We start from the raw sequence: 16304 nt of genomic DNA, 5'->3' as shown, positions 1-16304 counted from the left end.
TCTGCTGACAATGCCGCAACCTCGGCAATGACATGCAAATCCTGCTCAAATCCCGCACCCAACCACAGCACGACAGCCGAGCAACGATGCCCGCCGAGCGACGCGGAAGAAGTCGACTGGCGCCAACTACGAAGCCCGTGAAAACCTGTCACCGTGTTACAGACAGACCCCGACCTGGGCCCCGGTCCCGTCGACCTCCCCGGCCCGGCGCCCTCCCCGGTTCAACGACCCGGGCTCCGCGACCGGCTCGCCTCGTTCGGCCGACCGCCCCGGATCATGGGCCTCGACGTCGCCCGCGGCCTTGCCGTGCTCGGCATGGTGGGCGCACACATGGGCGACGTGCCGATGCTGGCCTGGTCCGATCCCTCCACCTGGGGCGGCATCATCCACGGTCGCTCGGCCATCCTCTTCGCCGTGCTCGCCGGGATCTCCGTCGCCATCGTCACCGGCCGGCAACAGGTCACGACGGTGGAGCAACTGCCCGCTCACCGGCTGCGCCTACTCGGCAGGGGCGCCTCGATCTTCCTGATCGGCATCGCGCTCGAGTTGCTGAACACCAACCTCGCCGTGATCCTGTGCACCTACGGCCTCCTGTTCATCGCGGCCATCCCCTTCCTCAGGTGGCGCGCACGGAAGCTGTTCCTCGCCGCGGCGGCACTCGCCGTCGCCGGGCCGGTGCTGACGGGCCTACTCGGCCACTTCCTACTCGCCCCGTTCAGCCCCGGGGTCAGCCTGGTGCTGTTCGGCACCTATCCACTGCCCGTCTGGCTGGCCCTGATGCTGGCTGGCATGGGGCTTGGCCGCCTCGACCTGACGGCGACCCGGGTCGCCGTCGTCATGCTCCTTGCGGGGGTGGCACTCGCGGTGCCCGCCTACACCGTCGGAGCCGTTGTCTGCGCCACTCTCGGCGACGGGTACGGCTACGGCGAAACCGGAAGCATCACCTCCGCGGAAGACCTGACGACCAGACCCGGCGAAGACGTGGATCTCTCCGGCCTTACCTGCGACGACTTCGGCGACGGCTACATCAGCTGCTACCCGACCGACGGGGGCGGCCTCGCCGACGACGACCTCACCGACTCCGGGGTGCCGGTTCCCGACAACGTCCCCTACGAGGAGCGCCTCCAGCAGCAGGGAGAATCCGTCTCGGACCTCGCCGCCCGAATTCTGTCCTCGGGCGAACACTCGGGGGGAGTCCTCGAGATCTTCGGCTCTGGCGGATTCGCCATGGTCGTGATCGGCGTCTGCCTGCTGTTGGCCAGGCCACTGCGCTGGCTGCTGTTCCCCATCGCCTGCGTCGGAACCATGCCACTGACGGCCTACACCGCGCATGTGATCATGTACCTGATCATCGCCGGTGGCCCTCAGGGCTTGTTCCCCGTCGGGAATGCCATGTACGCCTGGGTGAGCTTGGGGCTCGTGGTCGCCGCGGTCGCCTGGGCGCTGACGGTGGGGCGCGGCCCGTTGGAGCGGCTGGTCGCCGCGGCCGCCACCGCGATGAGCCGGGGGGCCTGAGCGCCGTCGATCTCCCCCTTGCCGCCAGGTGTCCCCGCGACGCAGACCATGGCGGCGTCGGGACCGGGGAGGCATCGACCAGGCTGTCCTCGACGATGCCCGAGAGCTCTGGGTGGGCACCACTTTGAGCAGGATCCACAACTCAAAACGGGATCTCAAGCGTTGTCTGCTGTCAATGCCCCGGATCCGGAAATGACATGCAAATCCTGCTCAAACCCGCTCCCAACCCCAGCCCCCACGACCGGTTCCCCCTCCCGAAATGCCCCGTCTCCGGCAGGTGGTTAGGCCCGACGACGGGGCCCCGTTCGTCCCCTCTCACCGCAATGCCAATCGCCAGAGCACGGGTGACAAGGGACGACATCTTTGTTAGAGTCGCACCCGGTCTTCGCAGGGTGCTCGAAAGCACTTCCGATGGCCACGCCGCGACGGCCGATCGGAGATCCCCTCGGACCTGCGTATGGTGGTGGGGATGCGGGCTGGATGTGCCCCGTCGAACTTGCACGAAAGAACGTGCCGAGTTGCGCCCCGGACCCGGTGAGCACAGGCCGCGGTTGTCTGCGGCCCGGAGGCAACGTGGATCCCAACGAAGAACAAGTAGAAGTCAACTCGCTCTACAAGGTGTTCGGCAAAGACCCCCAGACGGCGTTGACAAAGCTGAAGCGGGGCGACGGCCGCGCCAGCCTGGACGCCAACCAGACCGCTGCGGTCATCGACGCGTCCTTCCAAGTGCGCCGCGGTGAGATTTTCGTCGTGATGGGTCTTTCCGGTTCGGGCAAGTCGACCCTTATCCGCATGCTCAACGGCCTCGTTGAACCGACTGACGGGTGGGTGAACATCGGCGGGGAGAAGATCACGGGGATCCCCGAACGCCAGTTGCGCACGATCCGGGAACGCAAGGTCTCCATGGTGTTCCAGAACTTCGGGCTGCTGCCGCATCGAAGCGTGATCGACAACGTCGCCTACGGCCTGGAAATACAGAAGGTCTCGCCCGCAGAGCGCCGTCGGCGTGCCGGTGAGGTCATCGAGATGGTCGGGTTGGCAGGCTGGGAGCACAGCATGCCGTCGGAACTCTCCGGAGGCATGCAGCAGCGGGTCGGCATCGCCCGTGCGCTGGCCACGGACACCGAGGTCCTCCTCATGGACGAGGCGTTCTCCGCCCTCGACCCACTGATCCGCCGCGAGATGCAGGAGCAGTTGCTCGAGTTGCAGGGACGACTCGGCAAGACGATCATCTTCATCACACACGACCTCAACGAGGCGATGTTCCTCGGAGAACGGATCGCGGTGATGCGCGACGGCCGGATCGTACAGATCGGAACCCCGGAGAAGATCCTCACCGACCCCGCCAACGACTACGTCGCGCAGTTCGTGGCCGACGTCGACCGTGCCCGTGTCGTGACGGCCGGGGCCGTCATGGAGCATGCAAGAGCCGTGGTGCAGCAGGGCGCCGGGCCTCGAGGCGCCCTGCGGGTCATGCGTGACGACCAGACGTCGGCCGCCTTCGTGGTCAACCGGAACCGCGAGTTGTTGGGAGCGATCACCGACCGCGACGCTCTCCACCTCGTCCAATCCGGAGTAAGCACAATGACCCGATTTTCCCCTGTCGCCAGCGTCGCTCCCGGTACCGTCCTGGCGGACCTCGTGGTGCCTTCCATCGAATCGCCGCTTCCCGTGGTGGTCACCGATGACGCGGGGCGGCTCCAGGGGGTGGTGCCGCGGGTCACCCTGCTGGCGGCGCTCGGGGGCGACTCCAACGGCGGAACTGCCTCGGCTCCCAAGCAGGAACGGCTATCCCCGTCGGAGCTCGACGCGATCCTCGGCTCTGCTCCTACCAAGGAGGCGGCGCTGTGATCCCCGCTCTCAAGATCCCCATCGGCGATTGGGCCGCAGACGCCGTCAGCTGGATCGTCGCCAACGCATCAGGGCCGTTCAGTGCACTGCGGCAACTGTTCGTCTGGATGTACAACGGCGTCGACACCATCCTGACGTTGCCACCCTTCTGGCTCCTCATCGCACTGATCGCCGTCGCTGGCCTGTTTGCCCGCGGCATTTTGTTCGCGATCGGCTCCGTGCTCGGGCTCGGCCTCATCGTGGCCATGGACCAGTGGGACAACGCCATGTCCACCCTCGCATTGGTGCTGGTCGCAGCGTTCCTGGCTGTCCTTATCGCCATCCCCCTAGGCATCGCTGCGGCCAAGTCCAAGATCGTGTCGCTCATCGTCAAACCGGTGATGGACTTCCTGCAGACCATGCCCGCCTTCGTCTACCTAGTGCCCGCCCTGCTGTTGTTCCGCATCGGCGTCGCCCCCGGCATCATCGCCACCATCATCTTCGCGATCCCACCTGGCGTCAGGTTGACCGAGCTCGGGATCAGGGGCGTCAACAAGGAGGTCGTCGAGGCCGGCACGGCGTTCGGCGCATCGCCGTGGCGTCTCCTGCGCCAGATCCAGCTCCCGCTGGCCATGCCGAGCATCATGGCAGGCATCAATCAGGTCATCATGTTGTCCCTTTCGATGGTCGTGATCGCGGGCCTGGTCGGCGCCGGAGGACTCGGTGCGGACGTGGTCGCTGCTCTGAACCGTCTCGACACCGCGCTGGGTGTCGAGGCTGGTCTCGCCGTGGTGATCCTGGCCGTCCTTCTCGACCGATTCACGTCGGCATTCGGGCAACGTCGGGGGATCTACGCGACCTTGGTCGCCCGCCGCGTCGAGAAGCTGCCCACCGTGGCGGTCCCGGCCGACTCCCTCAATCAAGCGGCCTGACACCCAATCCCACCACCTGAAGCCCCGAGCCGAACTCGGGCGAAGCCGTACCTGGGCACCCTCGCGGTGCGCCATCGGCGGGAGGAGCGTCCTCACCGCCATGAAAGGAACCCAACCCATGTTGAAGAAGCCAATCGTCAAGCTCATCGCCGGACTTACCGTTGCAGGTGCCGCCCTGGTCGGCTGTTCAGGCGGTGGTTCCAGCAGCGACTCCATCACCCTCGGGGTGTTCAACGGCTGGGATGAGGGCATCGCCACCTCCGAGCTGTGGAAGGCGGTCCTGGAAGACAAGGGCTATGAGGTGAACCTCTCCTACGTCGACGCCGCCCCGCTGTTCGCCGGCCTGTCGGACGGCGACCTCGACTTCACCACCGACGTGTGGCTCCCGACTACCCACGCGAGCTACGTCGACCAGTTCGGCGACGGGATGGAGGACCTCGGCGTCTGGTTCGATTCAGCCAAGTTGACCTTGGCGGTCAACGAAGACGCACCGATCACGTCAATCTCGGAGCTCGGTGACAACGCCAGCCTTTTCGGGAACCAGATCATCGGTATCGAGCCGGGGGCCGGGCTCACCAGCGCTGTCGAAGACGCCGTCATCCCCGGCTACGGGCTGGAGGACATGACCTTCACCACCTCGTCCACCGCGGCCATGCTGACGGAGCTGAAGGCCGCCACCGATGCGGGCGAGAACGTCGTGGTCACCTTGTGGGAGCCGCATTGGGCCTACAGCGCCTTCCCCATCCGCAACCTTGAGGACCCCGAAGGCGCGCTGGGGGCATCCGAATCGATCCACATCTACAGCCGCACCGGTTTCGCAGAGGACCACGCCGAGGTCGCCGGCTGGCTGAGGAACTTCGAGATGGCGCCGGAGCTGCTCTACGACCTGGAAGACCTCCTGTTCAACCAGAACGACGGCGAAGAGTACGGTCCTTTGGTGAGGCAGTGGATCGGGGAGAACCAGGAGTTCGTCGATTCGATGACCACGGCGGCTTCCTGACCTCGAACCAGCTGACAACGCGCCGCGGCGTTCATTGGCCTGCAGATCCTGCTCAACGCCGCACGCAGCCGTAGCCCGACACCCCGGGCCGACCCGGGTGTTGTCGGGCTACGGCGCTACGGTGGACCCGGCAGTTCGCATCAGCAGGAGGATCATGCCCGGGCAAAGCGATTCCGTCGGCCTCGTGGCCGGTACCAGCGACTCGACCCCGCTCAAGTTCAGCGTCGCCGTCGGGCCCGAGGCCTATCTCCAACTCGACGACGTCGTCACCACCGAGCGCGACGTCCCCGGCGTCGGCCAGGTGCGCACCTCCGGCGTCGTCACGCAGGTCGTCGCCCGGCACGAGGGTGCCAGCTACGGCTCCGACGCTTTCCTCATCGCCGACGGCGTGCTCCCGGCCAACACGCAGGAGATCGCCGAGATCACCACCACCCGCGTCGACCCCGAAATCTATGTGCCGCCGATGCCAGGCATCGCAGCCCGCCGCGCCACCGGCGCCCTGCGCGACCGGGCCCTCTATTTCGACTCGATGGATAAGAAGGTGGTCGTCGGCCTCGGCCGCGACGGCGCCCCGGTCTACATCAACCTGGACTTCCTCGACGGCACCCGCGGCGCGCACGTCTCCATCTCGGGCATCTCGGGGGTCGCGACCAAGACCAGCTTCGCCCTGTTCCTGCTCCACTCGATCTTCTCCTCCCGCGTGCTGGGCGACCGTTCCCTTTCCGCGAAGGCCCTGATCTTCGCCGTCAAGGGCGAGGATCTGATGTTCCTCGACCAGACCAACGCCAAGCTCGACCACACCATGCGCGCCCAGTACGCCCGCCTCGGCCTGCCCGCGGTCCCGTTCGACTCGGTGCGCTTCTTCGCCCCGCCCACCCCCGGCGACACCACCGGCAGGCCCCACATCTCCGGGCGCACCAGCGGCGTCGACGCGTTCTGGTGGACGCTGGCCGAGTTCTGCCAGCAGGAACTGCTCCCCTACGTCTTCGCCGACGCCGAGGACGACCGCAACCAGTACACGCTCGTCATCCACCAGGTCGCCGCCAAACTGCGCCGCGACGCCAACGCCGCGGGCACCGACGGCGCCGTGACGATCGGCGGCGCCACCATCCGCACCTATGCGGACCTCGTCGAGTTCATCGCCGAGCGCCTCCAGGACGACACCACCAAGGCCGACTGGGCCGGCTCCGCGACGACGGCGGGCTCCGTCAACGCATTCCTCCGGCGGCTCCGCTCGTCGCTCAAACCGCTCGGCCCGATCATCCGCGGCGACCTCACCGCCGGCACCGACCGACGGCGGATCTCGACGGCGAACAGCCGCGTCACCGTCGTCGACCTGCACAACCTGCCCGACCGGGCGCAGCGGTTCGTGGTGGGCGTGGTGCTTCGGGCGGAGACCGAGGCGAAAGAACGCGCCGGGGCGGGTGGACTGCTGTTCACCATGCTCGACGAGTTGAACAAGCACGCCCCACGCGAGGGCAACTCGCCGATCAAGGAAGTGCTGCTCGACATCGCCGAACGCGGCCGCTCGCTCGGCATCATCCTGATCGGCGCGCAGCAGACGGCCTCCGAGGTGGAGCGCCGCATCGTGTCGAACTCGTCGATCCGCATCGTCGGGCGGCTCGACCCGGCAGAGGCAGGCCGCCCGGAGTACGGTTTCCTGCCCGCCTCGCAGCGCCAGCGTGCGACGTTGGCCAAGCCGGGCGCGATGTTCGTCTCCCAGCCGGAACTGCCGGTCCCGTTGGCCGTCGAGTTCCCGTTCCCGGCCTGGGCCACGAGGCAATCCGAGGTCGCCGCGCAGCCGGTGACGGGAGCCACCAACATCATGGCGCGGCTGGCCCGAGACGCCGACCCCGCGCCCTTCTGAGCGGGACTGAGACAATCACGTGCGGGCCGCGCGGGGCAGGCCGCGCGTTGCGGTAACTCCCCATGTGTACACACATGCCTCTTATGCTAGAATGTACGCATGGAAACGCTGACAAGCGAGATCTCAACCCGCGAGTTGCGCGGTCAGCTTGCAGATGTGCTCGGCCGGGCGATGTATGCCGGGGAGCGTATCGGTGTCACACGCAACGGCAAGCTTGCGGCCGTCGTTGTCGGAGTGGCCGATCTAGAAGCACTCGAAGAGTTCGAGATGGCCCAGGACGTCGCCGCCTACCGCGAGGCAGTCGCAGGTGACGACGGTCAGCGCGTGAGCCTCGATGAGCTGCGAGCCGACCTGACCAGGTGAGCTACCGCGTCGACTTCACCACCGCAGCTGCCCGCCAGATAAGGAAGCTCCCCAAGCCTGCACGCGATCGCCTCCTCGACGCGATCGGGAATCTGGCCGAAGACCCCCGCCCGCACGGAGCCAGGAAGCTCGTCGGCGAACAGACCGCCTGGCGCATCAGGGTCGGTGACTACCGCGTCATCTATGACGTCTTCGACGGCGAGTTGACCGTGACCATCGTGCGAGCCGCACACCGACGAGCGGTCTACGACCGGTAGTGGAGCGAGGTTCAGCAATGCTGCCACCAGTAATGGATGTGCCGACCCCGCGCCCTTCTGGCCCGGTCCCAACTTGTCTGAGGGCGGCGCTACGGTTGGTCCGACACTTCGACGCGGCAGGAGGACCATGTCCATCGCAGCCCCATCCCGCCAGGAGCGAGCGTGAAGTTCCTGCACACGGCCGACTGGCACGTCGGCAAGACCCTCAAGGGCCGCAACCGGCTCGTTGAGCAGCGCGCCGTTCTCGGCGAGATCGTCGACATCGCGCTCACCGAGCAGGTCGACGCCGTTCTGATCGCCGGCGACGTCTACGACACGGCCGCCCCGAGCGCCGAGGCGCAACAGATCGTCAACGGAGCCCTGCTGAAGCTGGCCGCCTCCGGCATCGAGGTGATCGTGATCTCCGGCAACCACGACCACGCGCGCACCTTCGAGGCCATGCGGCAACTGATGGCCGCCGCCCACATCGAATACGTCGGCGCGGTGCGTTCCGCCGACGCCGGGGGCGTGCACACTTTCACGGCCAGGTCGACCGGTGAGCAGGTCGTCGTCGCCATGGTGCCGTTCGTGTCGCGCCGCTACATCGTCGGCTCCGAGGAGATCGTCACCGGCACCCCTTCGGAGAATGCCGGGCGCTACGAGGCTTCCGTTCGCGAGATCGTCTCATCGCTTGCCACCGCGTTCCGCCCCGACACCGTCAACGTCGTGATGGGGCACCTGACCTGCACCGGCGGGCTCATGGGAGGCGGCGAGCGGGAGGCACAGTCGATCTTCGAGTACCACGTCTCGGCCCAGTCCTTCCCGATCAACGCGCACTATGTGGCGCTGGGGCACCTGCACCGCCGCCAGCAGATCCCGGCCCCGGCACCGGTGCATTACAGCGGCGCCCCGCTGGCGGTCGACTTCGGCGAGCAGGAGAACACCCCGGTGGTGTGCCTGGTCGAAGCTTCCCCTTCAACCCCGGCACGGGTCACCGACGTCCCGATCACGTCGGGCCGACGGCTGCGCACCGTCACCGGCACCGTCGAGGCGTTGAAGGCCGCCGCCGAGGAACTCGGCGATGCCTACCTGCGGGTCGTCGTCGAAGAACGCACCAGGGCCGGCCTGCGCGACGAGGTGCTCGATGCCTTGCCAAATGCGCTTGAGGTGCGGATCCATCCAGATTTCACGAGTGCGCCGACGCGCCACAGCGCGCAGCAGGCCACCCGCTCCCCGCGCGACCTGTTCGCCGCCTACTGCGAGGGGGCGGGCCTCGACGATCCCCGCCTGACGGCGCTCTTCTCCGAGCTGCTCGACGAGACCACCGGGGTGAACTGATGCGACCCGTCCGACTCGATATGAACGGCTTCGCGTCGTTTCGCACGGAGACCACCGTCGACTTCGAGGGCGCCGACTATTTCGCCCTGACCGGCCCCACGGGGGCGGGCAAGTCGACGGTGATCGACGCCATGGTGTTCGCGCTTTACGGCTCCGCCCCGCGCTGGGGCCGCACGAACGCCGTCCAGTACGCGCTGGCCCCGACCACCACCAGGGCCACGGTCCGGCTCCTCTTCGACGTCGGCGCTGAAAGGTACCGGGTCGCCCGCGAGGTGCGCCGGGTCGGCAAGACCATCCAGCAGAAGATGGCAACGCTCGAACGCCTCGACGACCCCACGAGCACGTCGGCCACCACCGACGAGGTGGCCGTCATCGCCTCGGAGGTGCGTGACGTGACGCCCGCCGTGGAGGCGCTCCTCGGCCTGTCGTTCGAGGACTTCACCAAGGCAGTCGTGCTGCCACAGGGCCGGTTCGCGGAGTTCCTGAGCGCGACGGTCGCCGAGCGCCAGGACATCCTGCTCAAGCTGCTCGGCGCGCACCAGTACGACATCGTGATGCGCGCGGCCGGGGCCCGCCGCAGCGACGCCGCCGCCGAGTTGGTCGCCGTCGAGGCGCGCATCGGCGATCTGGGCGGTGCGACTCAGGAGGCGGCAGACGAGGCCGCCGCCCGGGTCGAGGCGCTGGCCGCGCTCGGGGAACAGACCGCTTCGTTGCAGGGCAGCCTCGACGGCGCCCGCTCGGCCGAGCGCGAGGCGGTTTCCGCGCTGGCCAGGGCGGAAACCGACGTGGCGAGGCTTGCCGCCGTGGAGATCCCGGATGGGCTGGCCGAGTTGGCCGCACGGTCGACGGCGGTTCGAGCCGACGCCGAGCGGCTGCGCCGGGTGGCCGCCGAAGCCGAGACGGCCTACGGCAAGGCCAGGTCGGCGTTGGAAGCCGGGGGCACGCGTCGCCCGCTCGAACTGCTGCGGGACCAGTGGGCCGAACTGGCCGCGTTCACCTTGGCCCGGCCGGGGCTGGAGCAGGCGGTGGGCGATGCCGAGACCGTCACCGTCGCCACCGCCGCTGCCAGGCTGGCCTCCGAGGCCGACTGGTCGGCGGCGTTCAAGGCCCAGGCCGACGCGGGTCGCGCCGTCGAATCGGCCGTGGCCCTGGTCGAGTCGCTCACGGGGCGCCGACGGGCGATCGCGGAGGTGGCGGCGCCGGTCGGGCTGGCCGATCTGGCCCAACGCCTGGACGCCGCGGGGGCCACCGTCACCGCGACGGGGGCCACGCTGGCCGAGGCCGAGTCGGCCGAGGATGCGGCACGGCAGGCGTTGCGGGAGGCCGGTGACGCCGTCGAATTGGCCGCGCAGGTCGCCAGATACGACGAGGCGCTTCGACTGGGGGCCAAGCGCGAGGAGGCGGTGCGGCGCTCGGCCGATTCGGGGGCCGCGCTGGCCGACGCGCACCTACTGGTCGAGCAGGCCGAAACCGACCTGGGTGGGCTGCGCGCGGTGGCCGCGGAGGCCAGGGCGCTGGTCACGGCCGCGAGCCTGCGCGCCGGCCTGGAGATCGGCCACGAGTGCCCCGTGTGCGCGGCACCGGTGGTCGCTTTGCCGACGCCGATCGATGCCTCTTCGGCCGACGCGGCCGAGGAGGCGGTGCGGCGAGGTGAACTGGTCGTCCGCTCATCGCGGGACGCGCTGACAAGGGCCGAGGCCGAGGTGTCGGCGTGGGCCAGGGCGCTTGCCGAGGCCAAGGGCCAGTTGGCCGCCATCGTCCCCGACGGGGCGGACGTCGGCGTCCTGCGCGGCTCGGCGCTGGCGCGTCGCGCGGCGGTCGCAGAGGCGGCCCGCGTCGTCGAAGCGGCCGAGTCGGCGCGTTCCGCCGCCAGGGCAGACCATGAGGATGCGAAGACCCGCTCTGCCCAGTTGGATGCCGAGCGTCGAGACGCACAGGTCGCGTTGCGCGACGCCAGGGCCGCGGTGCTGCTCTTCGGGGCCCCTGTCAGTGAATCGGGTTCGCTGACGGAGGCCTGGCAGGAGCTGACGGCGTGGGTGCACGGCGCACTGGCCGACCTCGATGCGCTGGAGCTGCCGCAGGCCGTGGCCGCCCACGAACGAGCCTCGGCCGCCGCCAGCGAGGCCGATAAGGCCCTGGCCACGGCCGAGTCGTCGCGCGCTGCCGCCGTCACGGCCGACGAAGAGGCCAGGTCGAGGCTGCTGGGGGCCAGGTCAGCCCTGGCTGGCGCCGTCGAACGCGGCGAGGTCCTCCGGCAACTGCTCGACGGCGCCGCCCCGTCCGAGGAGGTCGCCGTCGCCCTCGATGCCCTGACCAGGCTCGAGACGCTGGAGAAGGAGTCGCTGGTCGCGTTCCAGGCGGCGGGTCGGGAACGGAACCGGGCCGAGGCCGCCGAGCAGGAGTTGCGGGCCGAGCTGATGGCCGCCGATGCGCTCCTGCGCCAGACGCGTGACCCGCTGGTGTCGCTGGGGGCTCCAGCCGTCGACGGCTCCGACCTGCCGGCAGCGTGGGCGACGCTCGCAGCGTGGGCGTCGGAGACCCGAGGCTCGGCTGAGGCCTCCCGGGTGGCCGCCGAGACCGCCCGCGCGAGCGCCGCTCACGCCGTCGGGCTGGCCGAGCAGGAGTTGGTCGACGCGGCGGTCGCCGGGGGTGTCGAGGTCGCCTCGGCTGCCGGGGTCGCCTCAGCGGTCGCGGCCGCCACCGCGAGGGCCAGCGACCGCGTCGAGAAGATCGGCAAGGATCTGGAACGCCTGGCCGGTCTGCGGGCCGAACGGGCAGAGGCCGAGGAGCGGAAGCAGGTCGCCGGGCTGCTGGCCGATCACCTGAGCGCCAAGAAGTTCCAGCGTTGGCTCGCCGGGGCCGCGCTCGACGTGCTGGTCGAGGCGGCATCGGAGTCGCTGCTGGAGCTCTCCGGGGGCCAGTTCACCCTCGCGCACGACAAGGGCGAGTTTCACGTCATCGACCACGCCGACGCCGAGGCCACCCGTTCGGTGCGGACCCTGTCGGGCGGCGAGACGTTCCAGGCGAGCCTGGCGTTGGCGTTGGCGCTGTCCGCCGAGCTGTCGAAGATGTCGTCCAACGCGGCACGGCTCGACTCGATCTTCCTCGACGAGGGTTTCGGTTCGCTGGACCCCGACAGCCTCGAGGTCGTCGCCCTGACCCTGGAACGCCTGGCGCAGGGCGACCGGCTGGTCGGCGTCGTCACCCACGTGCAGGGGCTGGCCGAGCGTATCCCGACACGGTTCACCGTCAGCAGGACGTCGCGCTCTTCCACCGTCACGAGGGAGGGCTGATGCGGTTCAGCGTCGACGGTTGGGCCCCCGACTACGGCTCCAGCCTCCAGGAGGTCGAGGAGCTGGCCGAATCCGAGGCCAAACTGGACGAGGGCGTGGAGGTCGCGGCGGAGCGGTGGGCACCGGTCCCGCCGTCAACCGTCCAGGCGCCGGACACGATCCTGTTCGTCGACGGCGTGCGTCGCGTCGAGGCACGGCTCTGGCTCGACCTCGGCGACGAGGCGCAGCCAGGGCTCTGTGCGTCGTACGCGGCGGGGGTCGTAAGGTCGACGGCGAAGGCGGCCACCGTCGAGATCGCCGAGGTGCGCCGCGCGCTGCTGAGCACCGCTGACGACGTCGACGACATCGCCACCCGGCTGGGTTCCTGGACGGCGGTGCATGCCAAACCCGACGCCGACAAGCCGGTCTTCGACCTGTTGTCGCTGGCGCTGCAGCAGAAGCTATCCGAATTGGAGATAGTGTGCGCGGCCAACGCGCGGGCCGCCAACCCCGAAGATGAGGACGACCTGCTGGTGATCGACGGTCCGCTGCACGGTCGCACGAAGGTGCCGCGGGCGATCGGGATGATCAAGACCCAGCAGTCGGCCTACCTGAAAGCCGAGCTGAACCGGGTCGTCGGCGCGCTCGCGCCCGGCGAACGGACCCCGATGTTCCGGCTGGAAACCTCCTGGAAGCGCTACACCTGGTACCTGCGGCTACCGGGTGCCGGGGGCTCCCCGTGGGCGGGCATCGTCCGGGTCGAGTGCTCCCCCGACCTGAGCGTCGAAGAGGCCGTGCGGACGGCCTCGTTGTCGCAGGCGGTGTTGCCGAGGTATGCGAGCGAGTCGTTCAAGGATCCGAGGGCGCCGCAGAACCTGTACCCGATCGGAGGTCTGGAAAGGACGCTGCGTCACCGTTTGGGTGACGCGCAGCTCCTGCGCCGGGCCCTGATCGCGGCGACCGGGCGAAGCTGGGCGATAGCCTCCCTGGACGTAGCAACCACGCGATGTTGCCTGCGGTGACCTGGGCCGTGCGCGTGCACAAATCTCTCTATACGTCGAGGCAGCCCCATATAGCGCCTGCCTCCACGTATACAGAGATCTATGCACGCCAGGGCGTGCTGTAGGGCCGCGTCGGCACCTGCCGCGCGGCTAGATCGGCGAATCGGTAACCTTTCGGGCACCTCGGCGGAGTTGATGGGTAAGGGCGCCCGGACAGGTGCCGCAGAGACGCGGGCGGAGGGGGCACGGTGAACGCTGAAGCGCTCGAAGAGGCGCCCCTGTTGCCGGGCGACACCCATTCGGTTGTCGAGAGGTACGAGACGATGGTCTACGGCATCGCTCTTACCCACACCGGCAGCCGGGGCGACGCCGACGACGTCTACCAGGAGGTCTTCCTCACGTACCACCGTCGTCGCCCCGAGTTCAACGACGAGGAGCACCGCAAGGCGTGGTTGATCACCACCGCGCTGAACTGTGCCAGTCGGGTCAGGCTCAGTTCGTGGCGAACCCGGGTCGTCCCGCTGGCACCCGAGCAAGTCGAGGTCGTCTCCGACGACTTCACCTTGGCCACCGATGAGCAGAACGTGCTCTTCCGGGCCCTGCGCTCGCTTCCGGAGAACCAACGAAGCGTGCTCTACCTCTTCTATTTCGCGGATCTCCCTGTCGCGCAGATCGCAGATCTGCTCGAAGTGGAGCCCGGCACCGTGCGGGTGCGCCTCTCCCGAGGCCGCGCCCAGATGCGAGACAAGCTCATGGGAGGGCTGTGGGATGAATGACGACATCTTCGACGAGATTGCCGACCAGTTGCGGCCCGATCCGCAGGTAAGGGCACGCCTGTTCGCCGAGCTCGACGCCGAGCCCGCCGTCGCCGCCCTTCCGAGGCGACGCAGCCGCTGGGCCTGGGTGGCCAGCGTCGCCGCCGTCGCACTGGTGGCCGGGTTGGCGGTCCTGCCGTCGCTGGCACCCAAGTCTAAGGATCTCGCCGATCCTCCGACGGTGCTGCCGCCGTCCCCGTCCAGCCCCGCGGCGGACCCGGGCGACTACGCGGAGGCCTACTCCGCGGTGCAGCAGGCGCTCGCCGCCGCTCCGCAGCACGGCACGTGGAACTGGGCCATGCGCACGCCCGGCAGCATCGGCCTGCAGTACGCAGCCAGCGAGGACACCGCAGCCAGCGCTGAATCCGCGACCGGCACCTGGGCCACGAACAGCCAGGTCGCGGGCATCGACGAGGGTGATGTCGTCAAGAGCGATGGGCACACCATCTTCGCCTCCTCCGGGCAAGAGGTGGTCCTGGTGTCGGCGGACGGCGCCGCCACGACCGAACTCGCCCGGATCGACACGACAGCCGAGGAAACCGACCCGACCGAAGGAACCGTCCAAGGCCCAGTGGTCGACCTCATGCTGCACGGCACCTCGTTGGTCGTCATGGTCACCGAGTACACCCCCCGGCTGTCCAGCCTGCCCTCAAGCGAACCCCTCACCTACGTGCCCTACGACGCATCGCAGACGAGGGCGCTTGTCTACGACGTCGCCGACCCTTCCCAACCTCGCTTCGTGACGACGCTCGGCCAGAGCGGGTCCTACGTGACGTCGCGGCTCTCGGGCGACCTGCTGTACCTGGTCACCGGATACACCGTCGCCGACCGTGCAAGCGTCGACCGCGACGACCCCGCGACATTCGTCCCTTCGCTCTTCCAGGATCGACAGCGGTCCCCCGTCGACGCGACCGACCTCCTCATCATGCCGAGCCCCACCGGGCCCAGCTACACGGTGGTCAGCAGCATCGATCTGGTCCTCGACCAGCGCGTTGACACCCAATCGGTGCTGGGCGACACGGACGTCACCTACATGAGCGAAGAAAACCTCTTCCTGGCTTCCACCGACTACGAAACGACGCCCCTAGCCAGGTTCGCTTTTGACGAGGCGACCGGGCTGCGCGAGGCGTCGCAGGAGACGCAACTGGTCAGGGTCGCGCTGGATGACGGGCGACTCTCCGTCGGCGCCCAGGGCAGCGTTCCTGGGATGCCGCTGAACCAGTTCGCGCTCGATGAGCACGCGGGGCACCTGCGCGTGGCGGTCACCATGGACGGAGCGACCACCTCGGGTGGGTGGGCGACCTACCCGGCGCTGTTCGTCCTCGACGACGGGCTCGACGTCGTCGGGTCGCTGCCTCAGTTGGCAGTCAACGAGCGGATCCAATCGGTGCGCTTCGACGGGCCTCTCGCCTACGTGGTGACCTTCCGCCAGGTCGACCCGCTGTTCGCGATCGATCTCAGCATCCCGGCTGCACCGAAGGTCATGAGCGCGCTGAAGATCCCCGGCTTCAGCACCTACCTGCATCCCTGGTCGGACGGCAGGCTGCTCGGCCTCGGCATGGACGCCACAGACACGGGCCTGGTCACCGGGTTGAAGCTCTCCATGTTCGACACCTCGGACCCGTTCAACGTCACAGAAGCCGCCACGCTCAAGGTGCCGGCCTCCGATGCCGAGGCGCTACGCAACCACAAGGCCGTCTTCGTCGACCCAGAGCGGGGCCTCATCGGCTTCGCCACGACCGACATCGGCGCCGATGGCCGGGCGAGCCAGCGCTACCTGCTGTACCGCTACGACGACACCGCCGGGTTCAAACAACTACAGGCGTTACCGGTGCGGCAGTCGTCCTCCGGAGAGGTCACCACGGCAAGGGGCCTGCGGATCGACGGGCATCTGTACGTCGTCTCCCCGGCGGGTCTCGATGGGTACCTGACCGGTTCGCTGGCCAAGGTCGCGACAGCTGACTTCGTCCACGACTGACGCCAGGCCCCGGCTCTGCCGGGCCGACGTAGCCCCGTCGGCCATGCCCGCGGCTTGCTTCCTGGCTGGCCCCGGGTTTGAGCAGGATCTGCAAGTCAACGCCGTCGACGCTGCATCGTCAGCAGAAAACACCCAGATCGCCGCAATGAGTAGTAGA

12 protein-coding genes are annotated in these 16304 nt (G+C 68.6%); all 12 read left to right on the top strand.

What is annotated here, in order from left to right; genetic code table 11:
- Positions 1–153: 153 nt before the first annotated feature.
- The 12 genes from BUC15_RS16650 to BUC15_RS16595 all read left to right on the top strand — a co-directional run bounded on the left by BUC15_RS16650 (position 154) and on the right by BUC15_RS16595 (position 16147).
- The gene (locus BUC15_RS16650; protein WP_217652281.1) at positions 154–1515 is read left to right on the top strand and encodes a heparan-alpha-glucosaminide N-acetyltransferase domain-containing protein; all 1362 of its coding nucleotides are present in this window, start codon (positions 154–156) and stop codon (positions 1513–1515) included.
- A gap of 573 nt (positions 1516–2088) precedes the next feature.
- A complete protein-coding gene (locus BUC15_RS16645) occupies positions 2089–3366 on the top strand; it encodes a quaternary amine ABC transporter ATP-binding protein (protein WP_073190513.1) in 1278 nt (425 codons plus the stop codon).
- Positions 3363–4277 (top strand): ABC transporter permease, encoded by a 915-nt coding sequence (locus BUC15_RS16640; protein ID WP_139280332.1) that lies wholly within the window; start codon positions 3363–3365, stop codon positions 4275–4277. Before BUC15_RS16645 ends, BUC15_RS16640 begins: the two co-directional genes overlap by 4 nt.
- A gap of 118 nt (positions 4278–4395) precedes the next feature.
- Complete coding sequence (locus BUC15_RS16635) at positions 4396–5277, top strand: glycine betaine ABC transporter substrate-binding protein (protein ID WP_073190510.1); 882 nt, start codon at positions 4396–4398, stop codon at positions 5275–5277.
- 154 nt (positions 5278–5431) lie between these two features.
- A complete protein-coding gene (locus BUC15_RS16630; protein WP_073190507.1) occupies positions 5432–7144 on the top strand; it encodes an ATP-binding protein in 1713 nt (570 codons plus the stop codon).
- 99 nt (positions 7145–7243) lie between these two features.
- On the top strand, positions 7244–7507 hold the full coding sequence (locus BUC15_RS16625; protein WP_073190504.1) for a type II toxin-antitoxin system prevent-host-death family antitoxin: 264 nt from the start codon (positions 7244–7246) through the stop codon (positions 7505–7507).
- Entirely contained in the window at positions 7504–7764 is a 261-nt protein-coding gene (locus tag BUC15_RS16620; RefSeq protein WP_073190501.1) for a type II toxin-antitoxin system RelE family toxin, read from the top strand. Before BUC15_RS16625 ends, BUC15_RS16620 begins: the two co-directional genes overlap by 4 nt.
- A gap of 162 nt (positions 7765–7926) precedes the next feature.
- Entirely contained in the window at positions 7927–9081 is a 1155-nt protein-coding gene (locus BUC15_RS16615) for an exonuclease SbcCD subunit D (protein WP_073190499.1), read from the top strand.
- Positions 9081–12374, top strand: a complete 3294-nt coding sequence (locus BUC15_RS16610) for an AAA family ATPase (RefSeq protein WP_073190496.1) — start codon at positions 9081–9083, stop codon at positions 12372–12374. The genes BUC15_RS16615 and BUC15_RS16610 overlap by 1 nt, the downstream gene beginning before the upstream one ends.
- On the top strand, positions 12374–13375 hold the full coding sequence (locus tag BUC15_RS16605) for a DNA double-strand break repair nuclease NurA (protein WP_073190493.1): 1002 nt from the start codon (positions 12374–12376) through the stop codon (positions 13373–13375). The genes BUC15_RS16610 and BUC15_RS16605 overlap by 1 nt, the downstream gene beginning before the upstream one ends.
- Before the next feature lie 227 nt (positions 13376–13602).
- On the top strand, positions 13603–14130 hold the full coding sequence (locus BUC15_RS16600) for an RNA polymerase sigma factor (RefSeq protein WP_084189693.1): 528 nt from the start codon (positions 13603–13605) through the stop codon (positions 14128–14130).
- Positions 14123–16147: a beta-propeller domain-containing protein gene (locus BUC15_RS16595; RefSeq protein ID WP_073190490.1), complete on the top strand. Its 2025-nt coding sequence runs from the start codon at positions 14123–14125 to the stop codon at positions 16145–16147. The genes BUC15_RS16600 and BUC15_RS16595 overlap by 8 nt, the downstream gene beginning before the upstream one ends.
- Positions 16148–16304 lie beyond the last annotated feature (157 nt).

The sequence above is a fragment of the Tessaracoccus bendigoensis DSM 12906 genome (assembly GCF_900141915.1).
GTDB lineage: Bacteria > Actinomycetota > Actinomycetes > Propionibacteriales > Propionibacteriaceae > Arachnia > Arachnia bendigoensis.
This window is presented reverse-complemented; position numbering and strand designations above follow the sequence as displayed.

Coding starts and splice junctions, on each gene's coding strand:
- BUC15_RS16635 (WP_073190510.1), top strand. CDS start 4,396: ATGTTGAAGAAGCCAATCGTCAAGCTCATCGCCGGACTTACCGTTGCA.
- BUC15_RS16595 (WP_073190490.1), top strand. CDS start 14,123: ATGAATGACGACATCTTCGACGAGATTGCCGACCAGTTGCGGCCCGAT.
- BUC15_RS16605 (WP_073190493.1), top strand. CDS start 12,374: ATGCGGTTCAGCGTCGACGGTTGGGCCCCCGACTACGGCTCCAGCCTC.
- BUC15_RS16630 (WP_073190507.1), top strand. CDS start 5,432: ATGCCCGGGCAAAGCGATTCCGTCGGCCTCGTGGCCGGTACCAGCGAC.
- BUC15_RS16625 (WP_073190504.1), top strand. CDS start 7,244: ATGGAAACGCTGACAAGCGAGATCTCAACCCGCGAGTTGCGCGGTCAG.
- BUC15_RS16610 (WP_073190496.1), top strand. CDS start 9,081: ATGCGACCCGTCCGACTCGATATGAACGGCTTCGCGTCGTTTCGCACG.